This window comes from Novosphingobium barchaimii LL02, from assembly GCF_001046635.1.
Lineage (GTDB): Bacteria > Pseudomonadota > Alphaproteobacteria > Sphingomonadales > Sphingomonadaceae > Novosphingobium > Novosphingobium barchaimii.
On record NZ_KQ130452.1, the window covers coordinates 1,299,364 to 1,318,561 of the forward strand.

General features: G+C 63.4%; 21 protein-coding genes and 1 tRNA gene. 2 read left to right on the forward strand and 20 right to left on the reverse strand.

Annotated features, from left to right (window positions below):
• Nucleotides 1-24 precede the first annotated feature (24 nt).
• The 6 genes from V474_RS06340 to V474_RS06360 all read right to left on the reverse strand — a co-directional run bounded on the left by V474_RS06340 (nucleotide 25) and on the right by V474_RS06360 (nucleotide 4,092).
• Nucleotides 25-576 (reverse strand): DsbE family thiol:disulfide interchange protein, encoded by a 552-nt coding sequence (locus V474_RS06340; protein WP_059150600.1) that lies wholly within the window; start codon nucleotides 574-576, stop codon nucleotides 25-27.
• Nucleotides 573-2,567, reverse strand: a complete 1,995-nt coding sequence (locus tag V474_RS06345; RefSeq protein ID WP_059150601.1) for a heme lyase CcmF/NrfE family subunit — start codon at nucleotides 2,565-2,567, stop codon at nucleotides 573-575. Before V474_RS06345 ends, V474_RS06340 begins: the two co-directional genes overlap by 4 nt.
• Nucleotides 2,564-3,022, reverse strand: a complete 459-nt coding sequence (gene ccmE / locus V474_RS06350) for a cytochrome c maturation protein CcmE (RefSeq protein WP_059150602.1) — start codon at nucleotides 3,020-3,022, stop codon at nucleotides 2,564-2,566. The genes V474_RS06345 and ccmE overlap by 4 nt, the downstream gene beginning before the upstream one ends.
• A gap of 2 nt (nucleotides 3,023-3,024) precedes the next feature.
• Nucleotides 3,025-3,165, reverse strand: a complete 141-nt coding sequence (locus V474_RS26100; RefSeq protein ID WP_169795012.1) for a hypothetical protein — start codon at nucleotides 3,163-3,165, stop codon at nucleotides 3,025-3,027.
• 2 nt (nucleotides 3,166-3,167) lie between these two features.
• A complete protein-coding gene (gene ccmC, locus V474_RS06355; protein WP_059150603.1) occupies nucleotides 3,168-3,899 on the reverse strand; it encodes a heme ABC transporter permease CcmC in 732 nt (243 codons plus the stop codon).
• 116 nt (nucleotides 3,900-4,015) lie between these two features.
• A tRNA-His gene (locus tag V474_RS06360) sits at nucleotides 4,016-4,092 on the reverse strand.
• Between the two features lie 177 nt (nucleotides 4,093-4,269).
• On the opposite strand from V474_RS06360, the gene V474_RS06365 reads away from it, so the two are divergent.
• Nucleotides 4,270-4,902: a prolyl hydroxylase family protein gene (locus V474_RS06365; protein WP_059150604.1), complete on the forward strand. Its 633-nt coding sequence runs from the start codon at nucleotides 4,270-4,272 to the stop codon at nucleotides 4,900-4,902.
• Between the two features lie 35 nt (nucleotides 4,903-4,937).
• On the opposite strand, the gene V474_RS06370 is transcribed toward V474_RS06365, so the two are convergent.
• The 14 genes from V474_RS06370 to rpsB all read right to left on the reverse strand — a co-directional run bounded on the left by V474_RS06370 (nucleotide 4,938) and on the right by rpsB (nucleotide 18,495).
• Entirely contained in the window at nucleotides 4,938-5,546 is a 609-nt protein-coding gene (locus V474_RS06370) for a superoxide dismutase family protein (protein WP_082699605.1), read from the reverse strand.
• 267 nt (nucleotides 5,547-5,813) lie between these two features.
• Nucleotides 5,814-6,041, reverse strand: a complete 228-nt coding sequence (gene rpmE / locus V474_RS06375; protein WP_043977573.1) for a 50S ribosomal protein L31 — start codon at nucleotides 6,039-6,041, stop codon at nucleotides 5,814-5,816.
• Between the two features lie 135 nt (nucleotides 6,042-6,176).
• Nucleotides 6,177-6,632, reverse strand: coding sequence for a 3-hydroxyacyl-ACP dehydratase FabZ (fabZ, locus tag V474_RS06380; protein ID WP_059150605.1), 456 nt, complete (start codon nucleotides 6,630-6,632; stop codon nucleotides 6,177-6,179).
• Between the two features lie 18 nt (nucleotides 6,633-6,650).
• Nucleotides 6,651-7,352 (reverse strand): OmpH family outer membrane protein, encoded by a 702-nt coding sequence (locus tag V474_RS06385; RefSeq protein WP_059150606.1) that lies wholly within the window; start codon nucleotides 7,350-7,352, stop codon nucleotides 6,651-6,653.
• A complete protein-coding gene (bamA, locus tag V474_RS06390) occupies nucleotides 7,352-10,003 on the reverse strand; it encodes an outer membrane protein assembly factor BamA (RefSeq protein WP_059150607.1) in 2,652 nt (883 codons plus the stop codon). The genes V474_RS06385 and bamA overlap by 1 nt, the downstream gene beginning before the upstream one ends.
• A 173-nt stretch (nucleotides 10,004-10,176) precedes the next feature.
• Nucleotides 10,177-11,556 carry an RIP metalloprotease RseP gene (gene rseP / locus V474_RS06395; RefSeq protein ID WP_059150608.1) on the reverse strand — a complete coding sequence of 460 codons (1,380 nt, stop codon included), beginning with the start codon at nucleotides 11,554-11,556 and terminating at the stop codon, nucleotides 10,177-10,179.
• 15 nt (nucleotides 11,557-11,571) lie between these two features.
• Nucleotides 11,572-12,723, reverse strand: coding sequence for a 1-deoxy-D-xylulose-5-phosphate reductoisomerase (locus V474_RS06400; protein WP_059150609.1), 1,152 nt, complete (start codon nucleotides 12,721-12,723; stop codon nucleotides 11,572-11,574).
• Nucleotides 12,724-12,728: 5 nt separating this feature from the next.
• Nucleotides 12,729-13,502, reverse strand: coding sequence for a phosphatidate cytidylyltransferase (locus V474_RS06405; protein WP_059150610.1), 774 nt, complete (start codon nucleotides 13,500-13,502; stop codon nucleotides 12,729-12,731).
• Nucleotides 13,489-14,178: a polyprenyl diphosphate synthase gene (gene uppS, locus V474_RS06410; RefSeq protein WP_059150611.1), complete on the reverse strand. Its 690-nt coding sequence runs from the start codon at nucleotides 14,176-14,178 to the stop codon at nucleotides 13,489-13,491. The genes V474_RS06405 and uppS overlap by 14 nt, the downstream gene beginning before the upstream one ends.
• Nucleotides 14,179-14,209: 31 nt before the next feature.
• Nucleotides 14,210-14,767, reverse strand: coding sequence for a ribosome recycling factor (gene frr, locus V474_RS06415; protein ID WP_059150612.1), 558 nt, complete (start codon nucleotides 14,765-14,767; stop codon nucleotides 14,210-14,212).
• Nucleotides 14,768-14,770: 3 nt separating this feature from the next.
• Nucleotides 14,771-15,493 (reverse strand): UMP kinase, encoded by a 723-nt coding sequence (pyrH, locus tag V474_RS06420; protein ID WP_059150613.1) that lies wholly within the window; start codon nucleotides 15,491-15,493, stop codon nucleotides 14,771-14,773.
• A 399-nt stretch (nucleotides 15,494-15,892) separates the two neighbouring features.
• Nucleotides 15,893-16,432: a carboxymuconolactone decarboxylase family protein gene (locus tag V474_RS06425; protein ID WP_059150614.1), complete on the reverse strand. Its 540-nt coding sequence runs from the start codon at nucleotides 16,430-16,432 to the stop codon at nucleotides 15,893-15,895.
• A gap of 223 nt (nucleotides 16,433-16,655) precedes the next feature.
• Nucleotides 16,656-17,579 (reverse strand): translation elongation factor Ts, encoded by a 924-nt coding sequence (gene tsf / locus V474_RS06430; protein ID WP_059150615.1) that lies wholly within the window; start codon nucleotides 17,577-17,579, stop codon nucleotides 16,656-16,658.
• A 151-nt stretch (nucleotides 17,580-17,730) separates the two neighbouring features.
• Nucleotides 17,731-18,495, reverse strand: a complete 765-nt coding sequence (rpsB, locus tag V474_RS06435; protein WP_059150616.1) for a 30S ribosomal protein S2 — start codon at nucleotides 18,493-18,495, stop codon at nucleotides 17,731-17,733.
• A 392-nt stretch (nucleotides 18,496-18,887) separates the two neighbouring features.
• On the opposite strand from rpsB, the gene V474_RS06440 reads away from it, so the two are divergent.
• Nucleotides 18,888-19,166, forward strand: coding sequence for a hypothetical protein (locus tag V474_RS06440; RefSeq protein ID WP_059150617.1), 279 nt, complete (start codon nucleotides 18,888-18,890; stop codon nucleotides 19,164-19,166).
• Nucleotides 19,167-19,198 lie beyond the last annotated feature (32 nt).

Below are 19,198 nucleotides of genomic sequence, written 5' to 3' on the forward strand. Positions count from 1 at the left end.
CCACAAGGGACAGAAGCAGGCGCTTCACTGCTGCGCTTCCCGCAGCTTGCCCAGCAACAGGCCCAGATGCTCGGGCCGGATTTCACCGATGTGCTGGTAGACGATCTTGCCCTTGCCATCGACAACGTAAGTTTCCGGCACTCCCGAGGAGCCTAGCGCAAGCTGTACCTTGCCGTCGTCGTCCGCACCGATGCGCTGGAACGGGTCGCCGTTTTCTTCGAGGAAGCCTTGCAGATTCTCGGTCGTATCGCGCACCGATATACCCTCGATCGGGACGCCGGCCTTGGCCAGTTCGCCCAGCTGCGGCGCCTCGACGCGGCACGGCACGCACCAGCTGGCGAAAACATTGACGAGGTGCGGCTTGCCATTGGCAAGGATCTTGCTGTCCAGACCGGGGCGGCCCGGCAGCGCGGGCGGCAGGTCGAAGCGGGGCATGCCCTTGCCCACCAGCGCGCTGGCGACATTGCGGTCGGCAGGTCGGTAGAGCCCGATCATGACCAGCACGAAGAAACCGAGGAACAGAACCAGCGGCAGCCAGATTGCCCAGCGCGGGGCCCGTGGTGGGGTATCGCTCATCGACCCTGCCTTTCGCGGCGGTAGGCGATCTTGCTGCGCGCAATGGTTCGGCGCAGGTCGGCAAGGACATGACCCGCCAGCGCCAGCGCGCCGCCCAGCGCGATAAGCAGTCCGCCCAGCCAGATCAGCGGCACGAACGGCTTCCACCACAGCCGCAGTTGCCAGCGGCCCTGATCGCTTCCGGCAGCGCTTTTGGCTTCGTCCTTGTCATCGACCGCTGGTGCCTCGCCGCCGAGCACGGCATAGAGCTGGCCGTTCCAGCGCGTCAGCAGCGCCGATTCGCTGGTCTGCTGCGGCGGCGCCCAGAAACTGCGCGACTGCGGCAGCATCCGGGTAACCTTGCCGTCCGCGCCGTAACGCACCAGCAGGCGCGCTTCGAGAGCGGTCCAGTTCGGCCCGGCGACAGGCTCGACCGTGTCGAGCTTCACGCCCCAAGGTCCAACCTGCGTAACTTCGCCGATCTTCACGGCGACAAGCTTTTCAACCGAAAACGCGCTTTCGCTGCTCATCCCGAACAGCGCGACAGCGATACCGAAATGGGCGGTCACCATGCCCCAGATCGGCAGCGGCGTGCGGCGCAGGTTCCGGCCCTTGAGCGGCAGCAGGCTGGCCCACGCAAGGCCGAGCGCCAGCGCAAGGCCAAGGAAGGGCAGCAACGCCACCCCGCCGATGACCAGCAGCCCGATCGCCGCCGCAGCCACCAGCATGGCGGGGATCACCAGATTTTTGCCCACGCGCGCGAACCTGTCGCGCCGCCAGCGCAGCAGTGGGCCAACCGCCAGCACAACCAGCATCGGGACAGCAAACAATGCGCCCATCGGATTGAAATACGGGGGGCCCACCGAAACCTTGGCGCCGAACGTTTCGGCTACCAGCGGGTACAGCGTGCCGAACAGCACGATCCCCAGGATCGCCGAAAGCATGACGTTGTTGAAGACCAGCGCGCCTTCGCGGCTGACCAGGGCAAAGCGCTCCCCCTCGGTCACGCTTGATGCGCGCAGGCCGAACAGGATCAGCGCACCGCCGATGTAAATCGCCAGCAGCGCGAGGATGAAGGTGCCGCGCTGCGGGTCCACCGCAAAGGCGTGAACGCTCGTCAGAATGCCCGAACGGACGAGGAAAGTGCCGATCATCGACATAGAGAAGGCGACGACGCCCAGCATCACCGTCCAGGCTCGCAAGGCATTGCGCGATGCCAGCACGCTGCAAGAATGGAGCAGCGCGGTCGCCGCCAGCCACGGCATGAGCGAGGCGTTCTCGACCGGGTCCCAGAACCACCAGCCGCCCCAGCCCAGTTCGTAGTAGGCCCAGTAGGAGCCTGCCGCGATGCCGACGGTCAGGAATATCCACGCCCCCAGCACCCAGGGCCGCATGGCGCGCGCAAACGCCGGACCGACTTCGCTTGTGATCAGCGCGCCGATCGCAAAGCTGAAGGCGATCGAAAGCCCGACATAGCCGAGGTAGAGCGTGGGCGGATGGAACGCGAGGCCAAGGTCCTGCAGCAGCGGGTTGAGACCGTTCCCCTCGGCCGGGACCGGCGAAAGACGCTCAAACGGATTCGAGGCGAATAGCAGAAAGGCATAGAAGCCTAGGCTGACAAAAGACTGCCCCGCCAACGTCGCCAGCATGGTGCGTTCGGGCAGGCGGCGCTCGACCAGAGCCACGAACCCGCCCGCCACGCCCATGACCGTCACCCACAGGAGCATCGAGCCCTCGTGGTTACCCCAGGTACCCGCGATCTTGTAGACCAGCGGCTTCATCGAATGGGAATTGAGCGCGACCAGCTTCACCGAAAGGTCGCTTACCGAGAAAACGTAGATCAGACAGGCGAAAGCCAGCAGCGCCAGCAGGCCCTGGACCATGGCGACGGGCCGCACCGCCCCGCCTAGCGCCGCACCGCGTGCCGTCAGCGCAAGGCTGCCCGCGACCAGTTGCAAGCCGGCCAACGCAGCCGCGAGCCACAGAGCGGCAAGGCCGATTTCGGCCATCATTGCGTTTCGGCCACCACTTGTTTCGCCTGTTCCTTGGTCATGTCCTGCATCTCGCGTGGGACATAGTTCTCATCGTGCTTGGCCAGCAGGTTGTCGGCGACGAAGGTGCCGTTGGCCCCCAGCCGTCCCTCGGCGACCACGCCGGAGCCCTCGACGAAGAGCGAGGGGACGATGCCTCTGAACGTCACCGGCACGCGCGCCTTGCCGTCCTGGACGACGAAATCGACAGTCACGCCGTCCGCCGCGGTCTTGAGAGAGCCCTTCTCGACCATGCCGCCCAAACGCACGGCCCGGTCCGGCTCGGGCGGCCTGGCGACGATATCGCTGGGCACGTAGAAATAGCTCGCCTGATTACGCAGCGCCCAAGCCGCCAGAAGCGCAGCGCCGATCAGCACGACCAGCGCGACCGCAAGCAGCACAAGACGCTGGTGTTTGGCCTTGATCGAACCGGCCATGGTCAGCGCTTTCTCGATTCGTCGCGGCGCTTTTCCGCAGCGCGCATCGTCAGCAGCGACCAGCCGACCATCCCCAGCGTCGCGCCCACGCCGATGGCATAGGAGGCAACCACGAAGGTCCAGGGGTCCATCGCTTCGCGCACGGTCAGAATTCCACTTCGCTAAAGGCCTTGCGGCGCAGGCGCGCCTCGGCCTGCTGATTTGCCAGAATCGCCCGCATCCGCGCCAGCACGACGCCAGCAAAAATCAGCGTAAACCCCAGCGTCGCTGTCAGCAGCGGCCACAGAAAATCGCCCGACATGGCCGACTTGCCCATGGTGATGCTCGGCGCCTGGTGCTGGCTGTTCCACCAGATCACCGAATAATGAATGATTGGCACGTTCACCGCGCCCACAAGGCCGAAGATCGCAGGCGCGTGGTTCTCACTGCCGTCGGACGATTCGCTCGCCTGAGACAGTGCCATCCAGCCGAAATAGAGGAACAGCAGCACCAGCATCGAGGTCAGCCGCCCGTCCCAAACCCACCATGTTCCCCATGCGGGACGCCCCCAGAGCGAGCCGGTAAGCAGACACACGGCGGTGAACACGGCGCCTGGCACGGCGCAGGCCCGTGCCGCGATGGCGGCAAGCGGATGACGCCAAACCAGTTCGGTAAAGCTGGCCCCGGCTATACCCATCCAGCCTGCCATGCCCAGCCATGCGGAAGGCACATGCAGGTACAGGATGCGCACCGTCTCGCCCTGCAGCCGCTCGGCCGGGGCGAAAAACACGCCCCACGCCAGCGCCAGCGCCGCAACGACAAGACCCAGCCCCAAGCACAGCGGCATGAGCCAACGCGCTATGCGCAGAAAACGAGCGGGATTGGCAAAGCCGTGCATGACAGTCGCGCTTCTATCGTGAGTGAGCCGGGGAGCAAGGGACTCACGTTAAAGCCCGCAGCTTTTCCCACGCCAATAGAGCGTTAATACCATTAAGGCATCATGTAGTGGAAAAATGGGGCGACCGATGGGGTTCGAACCCACGACCTCCGGTACCACAAACCGGCGCTCTAACCAACTGAGCTACGATCGCCACAGGCACTGTCCGGGCCATCGCCGAACATCACCACCCGCGTCCGAATTGCAGTCTCGCTGCATCCGGTGCGGGAGCGCGCCTTTGCACAAGGATCGCACTCTTGCAAAGTAAAAATTCGGATCGGGGCCCCGACCAGCGATTTTCCTGTGCCCAAGTGGCGGCTAATGCCGAGCTATGGACGTCCTTTGCGAATCATCGGCAGCGCAACTGCTCAACCACCCCGGCGTGCAGCGCTTCCCCTCTTCGCGGCTCGACCTGTTCATCCTGCGCGATTTCCTGACGCGCGAGCAGTGCGTGCGACTGATCGAGCTGATCGAGGCCAGCCACCGCCCCTCGACGATCGCCGACTATAATGGCGACGATGCGTTTCGCACCAGTTCCACCTGCGATCTCTCATCGCAAATACCGGAAGTGGCGCAGCTCGCTGCCGCGCTCTCGCGCCTGTCGGGGATAGATCCGATCCATGCCGAACCGCTGCAGGGCCAGCGTTACGAGGTAGGGCAGGAATTCAAGGCGCATACCGACTATTTCGAACCGGGCAGCAGCGACTACGAGAAATATTGTGCGGTGCCCGGTCAACGGACTTGGACCTTCATGATCTACCTGAACGACGTGGAGGCCGGCGGGGCGACACGGTTCCGGGTCATAGACAAGATGATCCAGCCGGAAACGGGCAAGTTGATCGGCTGGAACAACCGCAGGGCCGACGGCAGCCCCAATGCGGCAACGCTCCATCATGCGATGAAGGTGCGCAAAGGCTTCAAGTACGTAATTACCCAGTGGTATCGGGAACGGCGCTGGGGGTGAAGCGGCGGCAAGCCCCCCAGCGCCGATCCGACGGATTACTGCGCCTTGCTGATTACGCCGCAAGCGATTCGCCCGCCCGCGTTGCCGGCGGGCTGGCTGGTGTAGTCGTCGACCCCGGCGTGGATCACCAGCGCAGTGCCGTCCGCATCGAACAACGACTTGGGGCCCGGGGACAGCGTGACGCCGGTATTGAGGATCTGCGTCTTGAGCATGCCATCAGGGCCGACGTGCTGGTTGGGCATGTCACCGCCATGAGGCCCCTTCATGACCATGTAACCATGCTGATGATCACCGCCCGCGAAGTGTCCCCCCGAGGTGTTGAACTTCTCGGCCGTGTCGCACAGGCCCTTCTGATGGAAGTGGAAGCCATGGTTGCCTTCGGGCAGGCCCTTGAGGTCAGTGCTGACGAGAACACCGGCAGGCGTCTCCTGGAGCATGACCATGCCAAGCGATTTGCCATCGAGGCCAATCACGTCGGCATGGACCATTTTGTCGGCAGGCGCTGGCGCTGCAGCAGCGGCCGGCGCAGCGGCGGAAGCGACAGCGGCGTGAGCATGCTCGGCCGCTGCGTTACACGTACCGGCCATGGACAGCATGACGAGGCTGGCGGCGGATGCGGCAAGAAAGCGCGAGGTTCGGGTCATCGGTATCTCCGGTTCCGGGCCGGTGTCGGCCCATTTGGCTCAAGAGCGCTGCGGCGGACGTGGATCATCGCGGCGATCTTCAAAAAGGGACACGAACAGAGCCCTTCCCCATTTTGTGTACAGCAAGCGTAAAGTGCCGCACGCGAAAGGCAATCGCGCCGCCGCAGGGAAAGTTCCTGAGCGCCGGTAGGAAACAAAAAAGGCGGCCCCGGGGGACCGCCTTCTTCGTGTCTGATGGTTTGCGCGCGACCCGAAGGCCGCCGCGCCTCACTTCTTGTTGAGCGAGAGACCGCCGAAACGCTTGTTGAACTGGGCAACGCGGCCGCCATCCTGCAGCTGCGCCTTGCCGCCGGTCCATGCCGGGTGCGAGGACGGATCGATGTCGAGAACCAGCGTGTCGCCTTCCTTGCCCCAGGTGGAGCGGGTCTGGAAGGTGGTACCATCGGTCATCTGGACCGTGATCATGTGGTAGTCGGGATGCGTATCGGCCTTCATGGTACAAATCTTTCGCATATGGCCGGTTCCGACCGGCCTGCCTCGGAAAGCGGGCCCCTTACAGGCAAGGGTGCCCAAAGGCAAGGGCGGAGTCCTGATCCGGGCGGCGCCCGCGACCGAAACCGCCCCTGCCCATCAAGCGTCGGCGATCATCGCCGTAAAGTTGACGTCGCAGGTCACCTTGTCGTCGATCGAGGCCTTGCCCCAGAACTTGCAGACCCGCGAGCGCTTCTGGACGAAGCCCGCCCGCAGGGTAAGCAGATGACCCGGAGTGACAGGAGCGCGGAATTTCGCTTCCTCGATCGCCATGAAGTAGACCAGCTTGCCGGTTCCGGCGAGGCCCAGGCTCTCGATGGCGAGAATGCCTGCTGCCTGCGCCAGCGCCTCGATCTGGAGAACGCCGGGCATGATCGGACGGCCGGGGAAGTGCCCCTGGAAGAAGTCCTCGTTGAAACTGACCGCCTTGACCGCATGGATCCCCTCCTCCTCGGAGATGGAAACCACACGGTCGACGAGCAGCATCGGGTAGCGGTGCGGAAGCGCCGCCAGGATCTTCGCGGTATCGTAGACCGTCTCGGTAGTATCGCTCATGCCCGGATTCCGCTCTTATCAGCGGCCGGTGGGTGCGGTGGCGGGTGCGGACGGAGCCTGCTGACCAGCGGCCTGTGCGCGCTGTTCACGAACTTGGCGCGGTTCCCAACCAGCGGGCGGAACCAGCTGCGCGGAAGGCAGCGCGGTGTTCAGCTCGTTCAGGATGTCCTGGTTGAGATTGTAGGCACCGCCGTTGACCGCCAGGATCGCGTCGGGCGAGATCAGGATCGAGACGTTCTTCTTCGTCATCGCCGCCTTGACCGCGTCGTTTAGCTTGTCTTCGATCTGCTCGTTCACGTAGGCCTGCGAGAGACCGACCGGCTGCAGGATGCGCTGCAGTTCGGCCTTGCCGCCCTCCTGCATCTGCTGGATCGCGCCGGCCTGCTGCTCAAGCGATGCCTGGGCGACCTTGCCGCCCTGGCGGTCGGCGTTGAACTTGTCGACCAGCGGCTTGATCTGGGCGTTGAGCGCGGTGTTGCGCGTCTGGGCCTGGTCGAACTGGGCCTTGTAGGTGGTCTGGCGCGCGGTTTCGGCGGCCTTGTAGGCGTTCGAGTTGGCGATCACGGCATCGAAGCTGGCGACGCCAAGACCCTGGACGATCGTGCCGCCGGTGCTTGATGCGGCTGCCGGAGCAGCCTTGGCGGCAAGTGCGGGCTGCGCAGCGACGGCGGTGAGAGCGAGGCCAGCGGCCAGGGCAACGGACTTGGTCATGGTGCTCATCAGAATTGTGTTCCCACGTTGAAAGTAAAGGTCTTGGAACGATCGCCATCCTCCTTGAGGAGTGCGCGCGAGAAATCGATGCGGAATGGGCCGAAAGGCGAGTTCCAGTTCACGCCAATGCCAATAGCGACACGCGGCTTCCAGGTATCGCCGACGAACTCCTCGATGAAGTTGTACTGGAAAGTCCCGGTAGCCACGTTGGCCTGGTTGGTCGTGCTGTTGACGGCGGAAGTCGTGGTCGTCGTCGAACCATCGGCATTAGTCTGCGTGTAGAGCGGAGTACAGCCCGTCTCGCACTGCGTCAGCTTGGGTTCCTTGACGCCCCACACCGCGCCGATGTCTGCGAAGATCGAGGGGCGCAGGCCCATCTCACGCGCGCCGGAACCCAGCGGGATCTCCATTTCGGCGCGGCCCATGTAGTAATAATTGCCGCCCAGCGCATCGTCCTGCCAGTCGCTGCGCTTGGTGGAGACCACGCCGTCAGTGATGTACTTGCGCAAAACGCGCGGACCAACGCCGCGGATACCGAAACCGCGAATCTGCGGCTCGCCGAGGTAGAAACGATCGGTCAGGCGCACGTCATCGCCGGCCAGGCCCTTGATCACACCGCCCTCAGCCGAGAGCGAGAAGATGAAGCCCTTGCCCAGGTTGAAGAACTTCGAGGCGTTGCCGCGCAGGCGCGCATACTTCACATCCCCGCCAAGGCCCGCGAAATCGACGTTGACGGAGGCAGTGAACCCGCGCGTCGGACGCTGACGGTTGTCGAGCGTGTCGTAGATCAACGAAAGGCCGACGATCGAGGACAGGCGCTTGCCGATTGCGTCGCACAGATAACGGCCCGCGACCAGCGGATCGCAGGAGCCGTCGGCAGTGAAGTACTCGCTGCCCAGACCGACGTCGTCGTAGTTGAGCGTGTAACGGCCCACGGCGGTCAGGTATTCGGTCAGAGGTACGCCGGCACGGACCTGGAAACCGGTGGTGGACTGCTCGTAGGTCGTATTGCGATCCGAGTTCTGGAAGTTGAAGCTGTTGTAATCGCGGCGATAAATGTCGACGCCCAGCGAGATGTTCTTGTCGAACAGATATGGCTCGACGAAGCTAGCCTCGACGCTCTTCGAATAGCGCGAAAGACTGCCCGACAGGCCGACTGTCTGGCCCCGGCCACGGAAGTTGCGCTGACGGATCGATGCCTGGAAGATAAAGCTTTCAAGGCTGGAAAAACCGGCCGAAAGCTGAAGTTCGCCGGTAGGCTTCTCCTCGACATTGGCTTCGAGGATAATGCGATCCTCGGCGGCCCCGGGCTTCTGCTCGACCTCAAACTTCTCCTGGAAGTAGCCGAGCGACTTGATGCGGTTGGTCGAACGCTTGACCTGCAGAGAGTTGAACGCGTCGCCTTCGGCAAGGCGGAACTCGCGGCGGATCACCTTGTCCTGGGTCAGCGTGTTGCCGTTGATGTCGATACGCTCGACATAGACACGCGGCGCTTCCTGGATCACAAAGGTCAACCCCATGGTGAGGTTTTCCTTGTCGCGGTCGTACTGCGGACGCACGTCGGCGAAAGCGTAGCCGAAAGCACCGGCGGTTTCGTTCAGGCCCTCGATCGTGTCTTCGACCTGCTTGGCGTTGTACCAGTCGCCCTTATGCATGACGAGGTTCTTGGCCATCTTTTCGCCGTCGAAGTCGCGCAGTTGGCTCTCGACCTTGACGTCGCCGAACTTGTAGCGCTGACCTTCTTCCACCACGTAAGTGATGATGAAGTCCTTCTTGTCCGGCGTAAGTTCGGCCACAGCCGAAACCACACGGAAATCGGCATAACCCTGCGTCAGGTAAAACTGGCGCAGCTTCTGCTGGTCAAAGGCCATGCGGTCGGGGTCATAGCTGGTGCCCGAACTGAACAGGCGAGTGAAACGCGCCTGCTTCGTCACCATCTCGCCGCGAAGTTCGCCGTCGGAGAAGTGTTCGTTGCCAATGATGTTGATTTGGCGAACCTTGGACTTGTCGCCCTCGGTGATCTCGAAGACGATGTCGACGCGGTTCTGGTCGAGCGAGACCATCTTCGGCTCAACCGTCGCGGCGTAGCGCCCCTGGCGCTTGTACAGCTCGATGATGCGCGCAACGTCGGCGCGAATTTTCGAACGCGTGAAGATTTGGCGCGGCGAAACCTTGATCTCGGGCAGGATCTTGTCGTCCTTGATGCGCTTGTTGCCCTCAAGGATGATGCGGTTGACGACCGGGTTTTCCTGAACCTGGATAACAACGACGCCGCCGTCGTTATTGATCTGGACATCCTTGAACAGCTCGGTCGAATAAAGGTCCTTGAGCGCGGCGTCAGCAGTAGCCTTGGTGTAAGGCTGGCCTACGCGCATCTTGATGTAGGACAGCACCGTCTGCGGCTCGAGACGTTCCGATCCCTTGACCTGGATGGTCACGATCGGAACCGCACCGGCATCAGGATCGGCCACAGGGGCTACCGTGGCAGCCTTCGGTGCAGCTGCCTTCGGCGCAGCGGTCTTCGAAGCCGAAGCCTTTGGCGCTACCTGGGCCAAGGCGTCGGCGGGGACACCCGCGAGGATCGTGGTCCCCATCAGCACCGCCGCGAGCTGCGAGGCACGGCCTCCGTCAGTCCAGCGAACCATTTCCCGTCCGATCATTCTACGCAAATTCCCGTATTCGCTTTCGCGAGAAAAACTGATCACTCCCGGCCAAACCGGGCAACGGGCGCGCACCAAACCCGCAGGTAATCGCAGCCATCTGCCCGATGGAGCGCATCCGATCAAGCAGACAAAACCCGGCAACAATGTGATCGCTAGTGAAAACCTCCAGGCTATCCCCCGAAAATCGGGAGCTGAGCCAGATCGCTGACCGTGACGAAGACCATGAGCGCGAGCACCAATGCCACGCCCGTACGGATCGCCCATTCCTGACTGCGCGCACCCAGCGGCCTGCGACGGACCAGTTCGGCCGCGTAGAAAGCCAGGTGCCCGCCGTCGAGGCCAGGAATTGGCAGGAGGTTGATGAATGCCAAGTTAATCGAAATCAGCGCCGCGAAGCTCACAAAGGCTTCCCAGCCAAGGCTGAACTGCTGGCCCGAATATTGGGCGATCTTGACCGGCCCGCCCAGTTCGCGCACCGATCGATCGCCGGTGAAGATTTGCGCGATACCGGTGGCCATCGTCCCCATGACCTTGAAGCTCTGGTTGACACCAAGACCCACCGCACGCAGCGGATCGACCTGTTCAAGCCGGCCGGCGCGCACGCCGATCTGGCCGACTTTCTCGACCTTGCCCTGCTCGTCGGTGATGGTGCCCGCCGTGATCGCGACCGGGATGGAGAGGACCTGACCGCCACGGCGCACGGTGACCTGAACGGTCTGCCCGGCGTTGGGGCGGATCAGACGCGGGATGTCGCCAAAACCGGCGACAGGAGTGCCGTTTACGGCAAGGATACGGTCGCCCAGCTCGATACCGGCTTTTTCCGCTGGTGATTCGCCGTAGAAACCGCCGACCAGTGCCGGCATCAGTTCGACGCCGAGATTGCCGACCCGGGCCTTGTTACCGAACTTGTCGCTCAGTTCCAGCGAGGCCAGCGTGACCGGCACGACAATCGTACGGCCTTCCCGTGTCACCGCGACGGAGATCGTCTTGCCGGGGAAGTAGGCTGTGTGATCACCGATCTCGGTGGCGCTGTCGATCTTTTCGCCATCTATGGCGACGATGCGGTCGCCCAGGCGCAGGCCGGCCTTCTCGGCGGGAGAATTTTGCGAGAAGCCGCTAACCTCGGCGTCGGCGACAACGCGGCCATAGACCGCGTAGAACCCGGCGAAGATCGCCACGCACAGGATCAGGTTGGTCATCGGCCCGGCGAGCACGATCAGCGCGCGCTGCCACAACGGCTTGGCGTGGAAGGTCTGCGCGCGTTCCTGCGGGGTGAGACCGTCGTCGCGTGCGCTTGGCGCGCTCGACGGGTTCATGTCGCCCGCGAACTGGACATAGCCGCCCAGCGGCAACGCCGAAAGCTTCCAGCGAGTACCGCGCCTGTCGGTCCATCCAGCCAGTTCCTTGCCGAAGCCGATCGAAAACGCATCAGCCTTCACGCCGAACAGGCGGCCTACCAGATAATGTCCCAACTCATGGATCAGGACCAGCGGGCCCAGCACCAGGAGAAAGGCGAAGATCGTTGTCAGAAGTCCTGGTGATCCGGTCAAGCGATCAATCTTTCATCATGGGCTGTTCAAGAGCATGCGCGCCCTCGCCCTTGCCTCAGTGTCTACGTCGAGGACATCGGAGAGGCAACCTGGCGCAGGTGGTGCGTAGGAACCAAGTACGTCTTCCACTTGTGCCGCAATACGGGTGAACGAAATGTGACCGGCCAGGAATGCGGCAACCGCGATCTCGTTGGCTGCGTTCAGCACAGCCGGAACCGCCCCGCCCGCCAGTGCCGCTTCGCGCGCCAGACGGGTGGCGGGAAAACGCTCTTCGTCGGGCTTGCGGAAGGTCAGCTCGCCGATTTCCGCAAGGTCGAGCGGGGCGCAGGGCGTGTCCATGCGACGCGGCCATGCCAGCGCAGAAGCGATCGGCACGCGCATGTCGGACGGACCGAGCTGCGCCAGCGTGGAGCCATCGCGGTATTCCACCATCGAATGGACCACCGATTGCGGATGGACGATGATCCGCAGCTTATCCAACCCAACCGGGAACAGGTGGTGTGCCTCGATCAGTTCGAGGCCCTTGTTGAACATCGTCGCCGAATCGACGCTGATCTTGGCGCCCATGTCCCAGTTGGGATGGCGTACCGCCTCAGCCGGCGTAGCGGCCATGAGGCGCTCCCACGACCAGTCGCGGAACGGCCCGCCGCTGGCGGTCAGAGTGATCCAGCGCACGTCGGCGGCATCGCCTCCGGACAGGCACTGGAAGATCGCGTTGTGTTCCGAATCGACCGGCAGCAGCGTAGCGCCGTGGTGGGCGACTGCGGCCATCATCACGTCGCCCGCGGAAACGAGCGCTTCCTTGTTGGCGAGTGCGATCACGCCGCCCTGCTCAATCGCCGCCATCGTCGGCGCGAGGCCCGCGCAGCCGACGATGGCCGCAACGGTCATCTCGGCGCCGCGAGCAGCGGCCTCGATCAAAGCGGCAGGGCCGCCTGCAGCCTCGATGCCTGAACCAGCGAGCGCTTCTTGCAGGGCCGGCAGGTGCTCTTCGTCGGCGACTACCGCGATTTGGGCGCCGAATTCATGCGCCAGGCGTGCGAGTTCGGCGGCGTTGGAATGCGCCGTCAACGCGACCACTCGCCAATCGCTGCGATTGCGGCGGACGAGATCAAGTGTCGAGGCGCCGATCGAACCGGTGGCGCCTAGAACGGAAAGAGTACGCATGGACCTCATCGCGGCTGGAACAGGATCATCAGCCCTAGCACGAACAGCACCGCCAGCAAGCCGTCAGCGCGGTCGAAGAAGCCGCCGTGTCCGGGGATCAGGTTGCCCGAATCCTTCAGGCCAGCGCGGCGCTTCATCCAGCTTTCGAAGAAATCGCCGGCCTGCGCGCAGACGGCAACAAGGATGCCGGTCATCAGGCATGTCGCGAACAGCGGCGCGGCGCCAGCGTTCGCATACCAGCACGGATGCGTCCCGAAGCATGAAACCGCATCGGCAGCAGCACCTCGCGGTGTGAGCCAGATCGCGCCTTCCTGCCAGAGCCGCGCTGCCGTGAAAAGCGCCAGCGTGGCGCCGATGGCGCCGCCCATAAGGCCCGACCAGGTCTTGGAGGGACTGATCGCCGGCGCAATCTTGGGTCCGCGCAACGTGCGGCCCGTGAAATAAGCGCCCACGTCCACGGCTATGACCGCCGAGAGCAGCGTCATGACCGGCGCCAAGGTAAAGGCATCGTTGTGCAGGAACAGCAGCATGGCCGCGCCGATGCCGACATAGAGCATGCCCGCGAAGTTCCAGGCGGCACGCCCGCCCGGCCCCGGAACTGCGCGGCGCGCCATCCGGATCCACTCATAGAGCACACCGACGGAGATCGCGCAGACGAAGGCGATCCACACCGCCCCGCCCAGCCACAGCGCCGTACCGGCGACCACAACCATAACGATCCCCGATGCCGTCCTGATTCCTAGATCGGACCTGCGCCTGGGAGGTTCAGCGTCCGCCATAGCGCCGCTCCCGGGTAGAGAAAGCTTCCAGCGCGTCGCGCAAATGCTCGGCGGTGAAGTCCGGCCAGAGCACATCAGTGAACAGCATCTCGGTGTAAGCCGCCTGCCACAGCAGGAAATTCGACAGCCGTACTTCGCCCGAGGTGCGGATCAACAGATCAAGCGGCGGCAGGTCGGCGGTATCGAGGTGCGCCGCGATGCTCTCGGGCGTGATCGGGCCCTCTGCTGCCGCCTTGGCGGCGGCGCGAGCGATCTCGTCCTGCGAGCCGTAGTTCAGCGCGACGACCAGCGTGGTTCCGGTGTTACCGGCGGTGCGCGCCATTGCGCCTTCCACCAGCTCAACAACATCGGCCTGGAAGCCTTTGTAATCGCCAATAATTTTCAGTCGGACCCCGGCTTTCGCGAATTCGTCGAGGTCGGAGAGGATGAAGCGCTTCATCAGCCCCATGAGGTCGGAAACCTCTTCCTCGGGCCGACGCCAGTTCTCGGTCGAGAAGGCATAAAGGGTCAGCGCCTCAAGTCCCATCTCGCGCGCGCCCCGCACGACACGGCGCACCGCCTCCACGCCGCGCTGGTGGCCCAGCGCGCGCGGAAGGTGGCGCTTCTTCGCCCAGCGCCCGTTGCCATCCATAATAATGGCGACATGACGGGCCTGTACGGGTTCCTCCTTGGCCATCAAGCCTCCCTCACCCCGAGGCAATCAAACCTCACTTGCCGAGGATTTCCTTTTCCTTGCCCGCGAACACTTCGTCGAGCGACTTGATCATGTCGTCGGTCAGCTTCTGGACTTCGGTTTCGCCGCGCTTGCGGTCGTCTTCCGAGATTTCCTTCTTCTTCTCATCGGCCTTCAGGTTCTCGATACCATCTCGGCGCACGTTACGCACGGCGATACGGGCTTTTTCGGCATAAGAACCGGCCAGCTTGGCGAGTTCCTTGCGGCGCTCCTCGGTCAGATCCGGGATCGGCAGGCGCAAGGTGTTGCCGTCATTGATCGGGTTGAGGCCCAGGCCAGCTGAGCGGATCGCCTTCTCGACGGGTCCGATATTCGACTTGTCCCAGACCTGCACCGAAAGCATGCGCGGCTCAGGCGCGGAGATCGTCGCCACCGAGGTGATCGGCATCGAACTGCCGTAGACGGTCACCGTGATCGGCTCCAGCAGCGCGGTATTGGCGCGGCCGGTGCGAAGGCCCGAGAGGTCGTGCTTGAGCGAGTCGATCGCGCCCTTCATGCGGCGTTCGAGATCGGCCTTATCGTACTTGGCCATAATTCAGGCTCCCTTCTGGACGAGCGTCTTGGTTCCGCCCCCGGCGAGGACAGAGGCAAGGTTGCCTTCCTCCCGGATCGAAAACACGACGATCGGAATCGAGTTGTCGCGGCACAGCGCCACGGCGGAGGCGTCCATAACCTTCAGGTTGTCGGCAAGGACGGTATCGTAGTCGACGCTGTCGTAACGCTTGGCGTCAGAATTGGTCTTGGGATCGCTGTCGTAAATGCCGTCGACGCTGGTGCCCTTGAGCAGTGCATCGCAGCGCATCTCGGCGGCACGCAGCGCTGCTCCTGAATCGGTGGTGAAATACGGCGCGCCGACACCGGCGGCAAAGATCACCACGCGGCCCTTTTCAAGGTGACGCTCAGCTCGGCGGCGGATCACCGGCTCACACACCTGGTCCATCTGCACGGCGGACTGCACGCGCGTTTCCACGCCGATCTGCTCCAGCGCGTTCTGCATCGCCAGCGCGTTCATAACGGTGGCCAGCATGCCCATGTAGTCGGCCTGCGCCCGGTCCATGCCGCGCGCGGCGCCCGCCATGCCGCGAAAGATATTGCCGCCGCCGATGACCAGGCAGATCTCCAGGCCGGTTTCCTTGGCTGCCTTCACTTCCTTTGCCAGCTCTGCAACGAAATCGGGATCGATGCCGAACTGCTGGCTCCCCATAAGCACCTCGCCCGAGAGTTTGAGCAGGACGCGTTTGTAGGGGGAGGATGACATGCCGCTAGGTCTCCTGGGGGGAATGGGTGGCACGGGCTTTAGGAGCGCCAGCGCCTGTTGCCAAGGGGAAGAGCGCGCCTAAAGGCCCTTGCACCTCACCGCGTGCCAGTGGGAGGGGATATTTGAGAGAACAAGGAAGACCTGGGGCCATCGCCCCAGGCCTCGTTTGCATCTACGCTGCGGGTGCAGATCCGCCGGGCACTCACGCCGAGAAAGGCTTGCCGCCGCAGCCCTTTATACTACCTGAACCCCCGGCATACGGCTGAAAGGGGCCTGCGCCGCAAGCGCAACCCACCCGCGCACCTTCGATGAGCGCCTCCGATAGCTTCATGCACAACGACGGCATTAACGCGGGTGCAGGGGGCTATGCTCCCTTGCTTCTTCCCTTGCCCCCTGCCCTCAAGCCGCCTCCGCCAGGGGCCCTCCGATCGAGCAGGCAGCATCCACGCCGAGCACATGCGCAACCCGCCCCATGGCCATCCACGCAGCCGTACAGTGCGTCAGGTCGACGATCTCGGCATCGGACATGACACTCTTGAGCTTGCTCCAGAATGCCTCATCCTCCCCAAGCCCGCGCGGATCCTGGCCCATGGCCTGAGAAAACTGCACCGCAAGCCGCTCGCGTTCGCTGAGCGTGCTCAGGTCGCCGTTGAGCACCGCTTGGTACATGGCCTCGTCGGGCGCCTCCGATTGGTCGACCACCCCGCCCTCGACGCCAAGGAGGCGCAAGTCGCGCTGGGCGCGCCAGTTCATGCATACCGTGCAGCCGTTGATGACGGCGGTAGCGATGCGGCAGGCCTCGAACAGGCGCAGCGGCAGTTTGGAATAGCGGTAGGGAGCCATGGCGAAAGCGCCGCTGGCACGGATGATCTCCGGCGAATATTGCACCGAAAGATCGGGAATTGCGTTCTGGGGCTGGGGATCGAGTTCGATGCGCATGAGAACCTCTTCCGATTATGACCGGACGGCGGGCCCGGCCTGCTTCATGCCGGCGTCATTTGGCGCACCGGCCGCGTTGCAAGCTACGCCGCCCCATATTGAAGTCAATCATGTTTGTTTTTAACCAGGCCGACTCGCATGATCTCCGAGCCGAAAAACGAAACGGGCCGGGAAGCTTTCGCTCCCCGGCCCGCATGTCCGTTCCCGAAGGAAGGCGGAAAAATCAGCCTGCGACGGCAGCAGCCACTTCGGCCGCGAAGTCGGTGACTTCCTTTTCGATGCCTTCGCCCAGCTGGAAGCGCACGTAGTCCTTGAGGACGATCTTCGTGCCTGCGTCCTTGCCAGCCTGGTCGACGACCTGCTGAATTGGGGTCTTGTTGTCGAGAACGAAGACCTGCGAAAGCAGAGCGTTTTCCTTGGCGTACTTGGCGATCGCGCCGTCGACCATCTTGGCCTGGACCGCTTCGGGCTTGCCCGATTCGGCAGCCTTTTCGGCGGCGATCTTGCGCTCGCGCTCGATCAGTTCAGCGTCGAGATCATCAGCGTTGAGGGCCAGCGGGAAGGCAGCGGCAATGTGCATCGCGATCTGCTTGCCCAGAGCTTCGAGCACGTCGGTTGCAGCTTCCGATTCGAGAGCGACGAGAACGCCGATCTTGCCGAGGTTCGGTGCAGCGGCGTTGTGCATGTAAGGAACCACGAGGCCCTGCGACACTTCGACGGTCTTCAGGCGGCGAACCTGCTGGTTCTCACCGATGGTCGCGACGTTGTTGGTCAGCTTGTCCGACACGGTGCCGCCATCGGGGTAGGCAGCGGCCTTGAGAGCTTCGACGTCATTGCCGGTCACGCCCAGAGCGACTTCGGTGGTCTTGCGCACGAAGTCCTGGAACTGGTCGTTCTTGGCGACGAAGTCGGTCTCGGAGTTCACTTCGACAGCAACGCCCTTGGTGCCGGTGACGGCAACGCCGACAAGGCCTTCAGCGGCCGTGCGGCTGGACTTCTTGGCGGCAGCGGCCAGGCCGCGAGCGCGCAGCGCGTCGACGGCGGCTTCGAGGTCGCCATTGGTCTCGTCGAGAGCCTTCTTGCAGTCCATCATGCCGGCGCCAGTGCGCTCGCGCAGGTTCTTCACGTCGGCGGCGGTATAAGCCATCGCTCAAATCCTCTTTGCTGGGGTGGAGGCCCGTGGCGGGCCTCTGAATTACCAGAGCTGCAACCACAGCCCGGAACATGGAAGCGCGCCAGGCCCATTGGACCCGGCGCGCGACAATTCCATGACGAAAGTGTCGTCGGCCGGGGGCCTATCAGGCCGCGGTGGTCTCGGCGACGGCTTCTTCGACCGGTGCGTCGAGCGCGCCGATGTCGATGCCGCTTTCGATCACGGCTTCACGGCCGCCCTTGGTCGCTGCCTTGGCGATCGCTTCGCAATACAGGCGAACGGCACGGCTGGCGTCGTCGTTACCCGGGATCGGGAACGAGATGCCCTGCGGGTTCACGTTGGTGTCGAGCACGGCGATGACCGGGATGCCAAGGACGTTGGCTTCCTTGATGGCCAGCTCTTCCTTGTTGGCGTCGATCACGAACATCACGTCCGGAATGCCGCCCATGTCGCGGATACCGCCGAGCGATGCTTCGAGCTTGTCGCGCTCGCGCGTCAGCTGGAGGACTTCCTTCTTGGTCAGACCGGCGGTGTCGCCAGCAAGCTGCTCTTCAAGAGCCTTGAAGCGCTTGATCGAACCCGAAATGGTCTTCCAGTTGGTGAGCATGCCGCCCAGCCAGCGGTGATTGACGAAGTGCTGACCGCAGGCGCGTGCGGCCTGAGCGATCGGCTCCTGCGCCTGGCGCTTGGTGCCGACGAACAGAACCTTGCCGCCAGCCTGAACGGTCGACTGCACGAAGTCGAGCGCGCGCGCGAACAGCGGCACGGTCTGCGACAGGTCGATGATGTGGATACCGTTGCGCGCGCCGAAGATGTACGGCTTCATGCGCGGGTTCCAGCGGTGGGTCTGGTGACCGAAGTGCGCGCCAGCTTCGATGAGCTGCGACATGGTAACGACGGGAGCCGCCATAGATATTTCCTTTTCCGGTTGAACCTCTGGAAGACTGGAACCGTGCGGAGATATCCGCTGCGGCACCGGTATGAACGCCTTCCATGTGGATTGCCTGTGTGAGTCGAACCGGACGATCCGGCAAGAATCTCGCAAGCGGGGCCGCCCTTACCCCCACTCCCTACCAAAATCCACCCCCAATTCACCGCAAAGCATTGTCGTCCTGCCGTCAAAAAAGGCGATTCCCGCGCAAATCAAGGGTTTGGCGAGGAACCAACCTCTCCCAGGAGTTTTCTCAAGGCATTCCTGGTGATAAGTTGGTTAACATATCCTAATATCAGGGGCGGCGAATTTTCGCTGTAAAATCAAATGACCAGTCGGGGGTGACGACTAAAGCAAGAAGGTAGCTCGTTATGAGTATCGCTACACCTGCCCTGTTCACGATCGCGGCGCTCGCGGCGCTCCTCTCGATCTGGAAAAGCGCTGTCGCCGCGCTTCCTGTGATCCGGGCTCTACGCGCACAACTCGCCGAAACCTCCCAGCCCCCCCTCGTCCACGTCGCAACGCTGGACACCCGCAGTTTGGTCATTGAGGAAGCAGCGGCACCTAGCGCACGTCTGCGCCGTCACATGCGCCCCAAGCCGGTCACGCACCGCCTTCACCAATTCCCGCACCGGGCGCACGCCGCGTAAAGCGTCATGGAGGACAAGCACCATCCTGCGGT

Excerpts from the sequence above, each read along its gene's own strand:
- V474_RS06340 (WP_059150600.1), bottom strand. The coding sequence starts at position 576 with ATGAGCGATACCCCACCACGGGCCCCGCGCTGGGCAATCTGGCTGCCG.
- V474_RS06345 (WP_059150601.1), bottom strand. The coding sequence starts at position 2,567 with ATGATGGCCGAAATCGGCCTTGCCGCTCTGTGGCTCGCGGCTGCGTTG.
- ccmE (WP_059150602.1), bottom strand. The coding sequence starts at position 3,022 with ATGGCCGGTTCGATCAAGGCCAAACACCAGCGTCTTGTGCTGCTTGCG.
- ccmC (WP_059150603.1), bottom strand. The coding sequence starts at position 3,899 with ATGCACGGCTTTGCCAATCCCGCTCGTTTTCTGCGCATAGCGCGTTGG.
- V474_RS06365 (WP_059150604.1), top strand. The coding sequence starts at position 4,270 with ATGGACGTCCTTTGCGAATCATCGGCAGCGCAACTGCTCAACCACCCC.
- V474_RS06370 (WP_082699605.1), bottom strand. The coding sequence starts at position 5,546 with ATGACCCGAACCTCGCGCTTTCTTGCCGCATCCGCCGCCAGCCTCGTC.
- rpmE (WP_043977573.1), bottom strand. The coding sequence starts at position 6,041 with ATGAAGGCCGATACGCATCCCGACTACCACATGATCACGGTCCAGATG.
- fabZ (WP_059150605.1), bottom strand. The coding sequence starts at position 6,632 with ATGAGCGATACTACCGAGACGGTCTACGATACCGCGAAGATCCTGGCG.
- V474_RS06385 (WP_059150606.1), bottom strand. The coding sequence starts at position 7,352 with ATGAGCACCATGACCAAGTCCGTTGCCCTGGCCGCTGGCCTCGCTCTC.
- bamA (WP_059150607.1), bottom strand. The coding sequence starts at position 10,003 with ATGATCGGACGGGAAATGGTTCGCTGGACTGACGGAGGCCGTGCCTCG.
- V474_RS06400 (WP_059150609.1), bottom strand. The coding sequence starts at position 12,723 with ATGCGTACTCTTTCCGTTCTAGGCGCCACCGGTTCGATCGGCGCCTCG.
- V474_RS06405 (WP_059150610.1), bottom strand. The coding sequence starts at position 13,502 with ATGGCGGACGCTGAACCTCCCAGGCGCAGGTCCGATCTAGGAATCAGG.
- uppS (WP_059150611.1), bottom strand. The coding sequence starts at position 14,178 with ATGGCCAAGGAGGAACCCGTACAGGCCCGTCATGTCGCCATTATTATG.
- frr (WP_059150612.1), bottom strand. The coding sequence starts at position 14,767 with ATGGCCAAGTACGATAAGGCCGATCTCGAACGCCGCATGAAGGGCGCG.
- pyrH (WP_059150613.1), bottom strand. The coding sequence starts at position 15,493 with ATGTCATCCTCCCCCTACAAACGCGTCCTGCTCAAACTCTCGGGCGAG.
- V474_RS06425 (WP_059150614.1), bottom strand. The coding sequence starts at position 16,432 with ATGCGCATCGAACTCGATCCCCAGCCCCAGAACGCAATTCCCGATCTT.
- tsf (WP_059150615.1), bottom strand. The coding sequence starts at position 17,579 with ATGGCTTATACCGCCGCCGACGTGAAGAACCTGCGCGAGCGCACTGGC.
- rpsB (WP_059150616.1), bottom strand. The coding sequence starts at position 18,495 with ATGGCGGCTCCCGTCGTTACCATGTCGCAGCTCATCGAAGCTGGCGCG.
- V474_RS06440 (WP_059150617.1), top strand. The coding sequence starts at position 18,888 with ATGAGTATCGCTACACCTGCCCTGTTCACGATCGCGGCGCTCGCGGCG.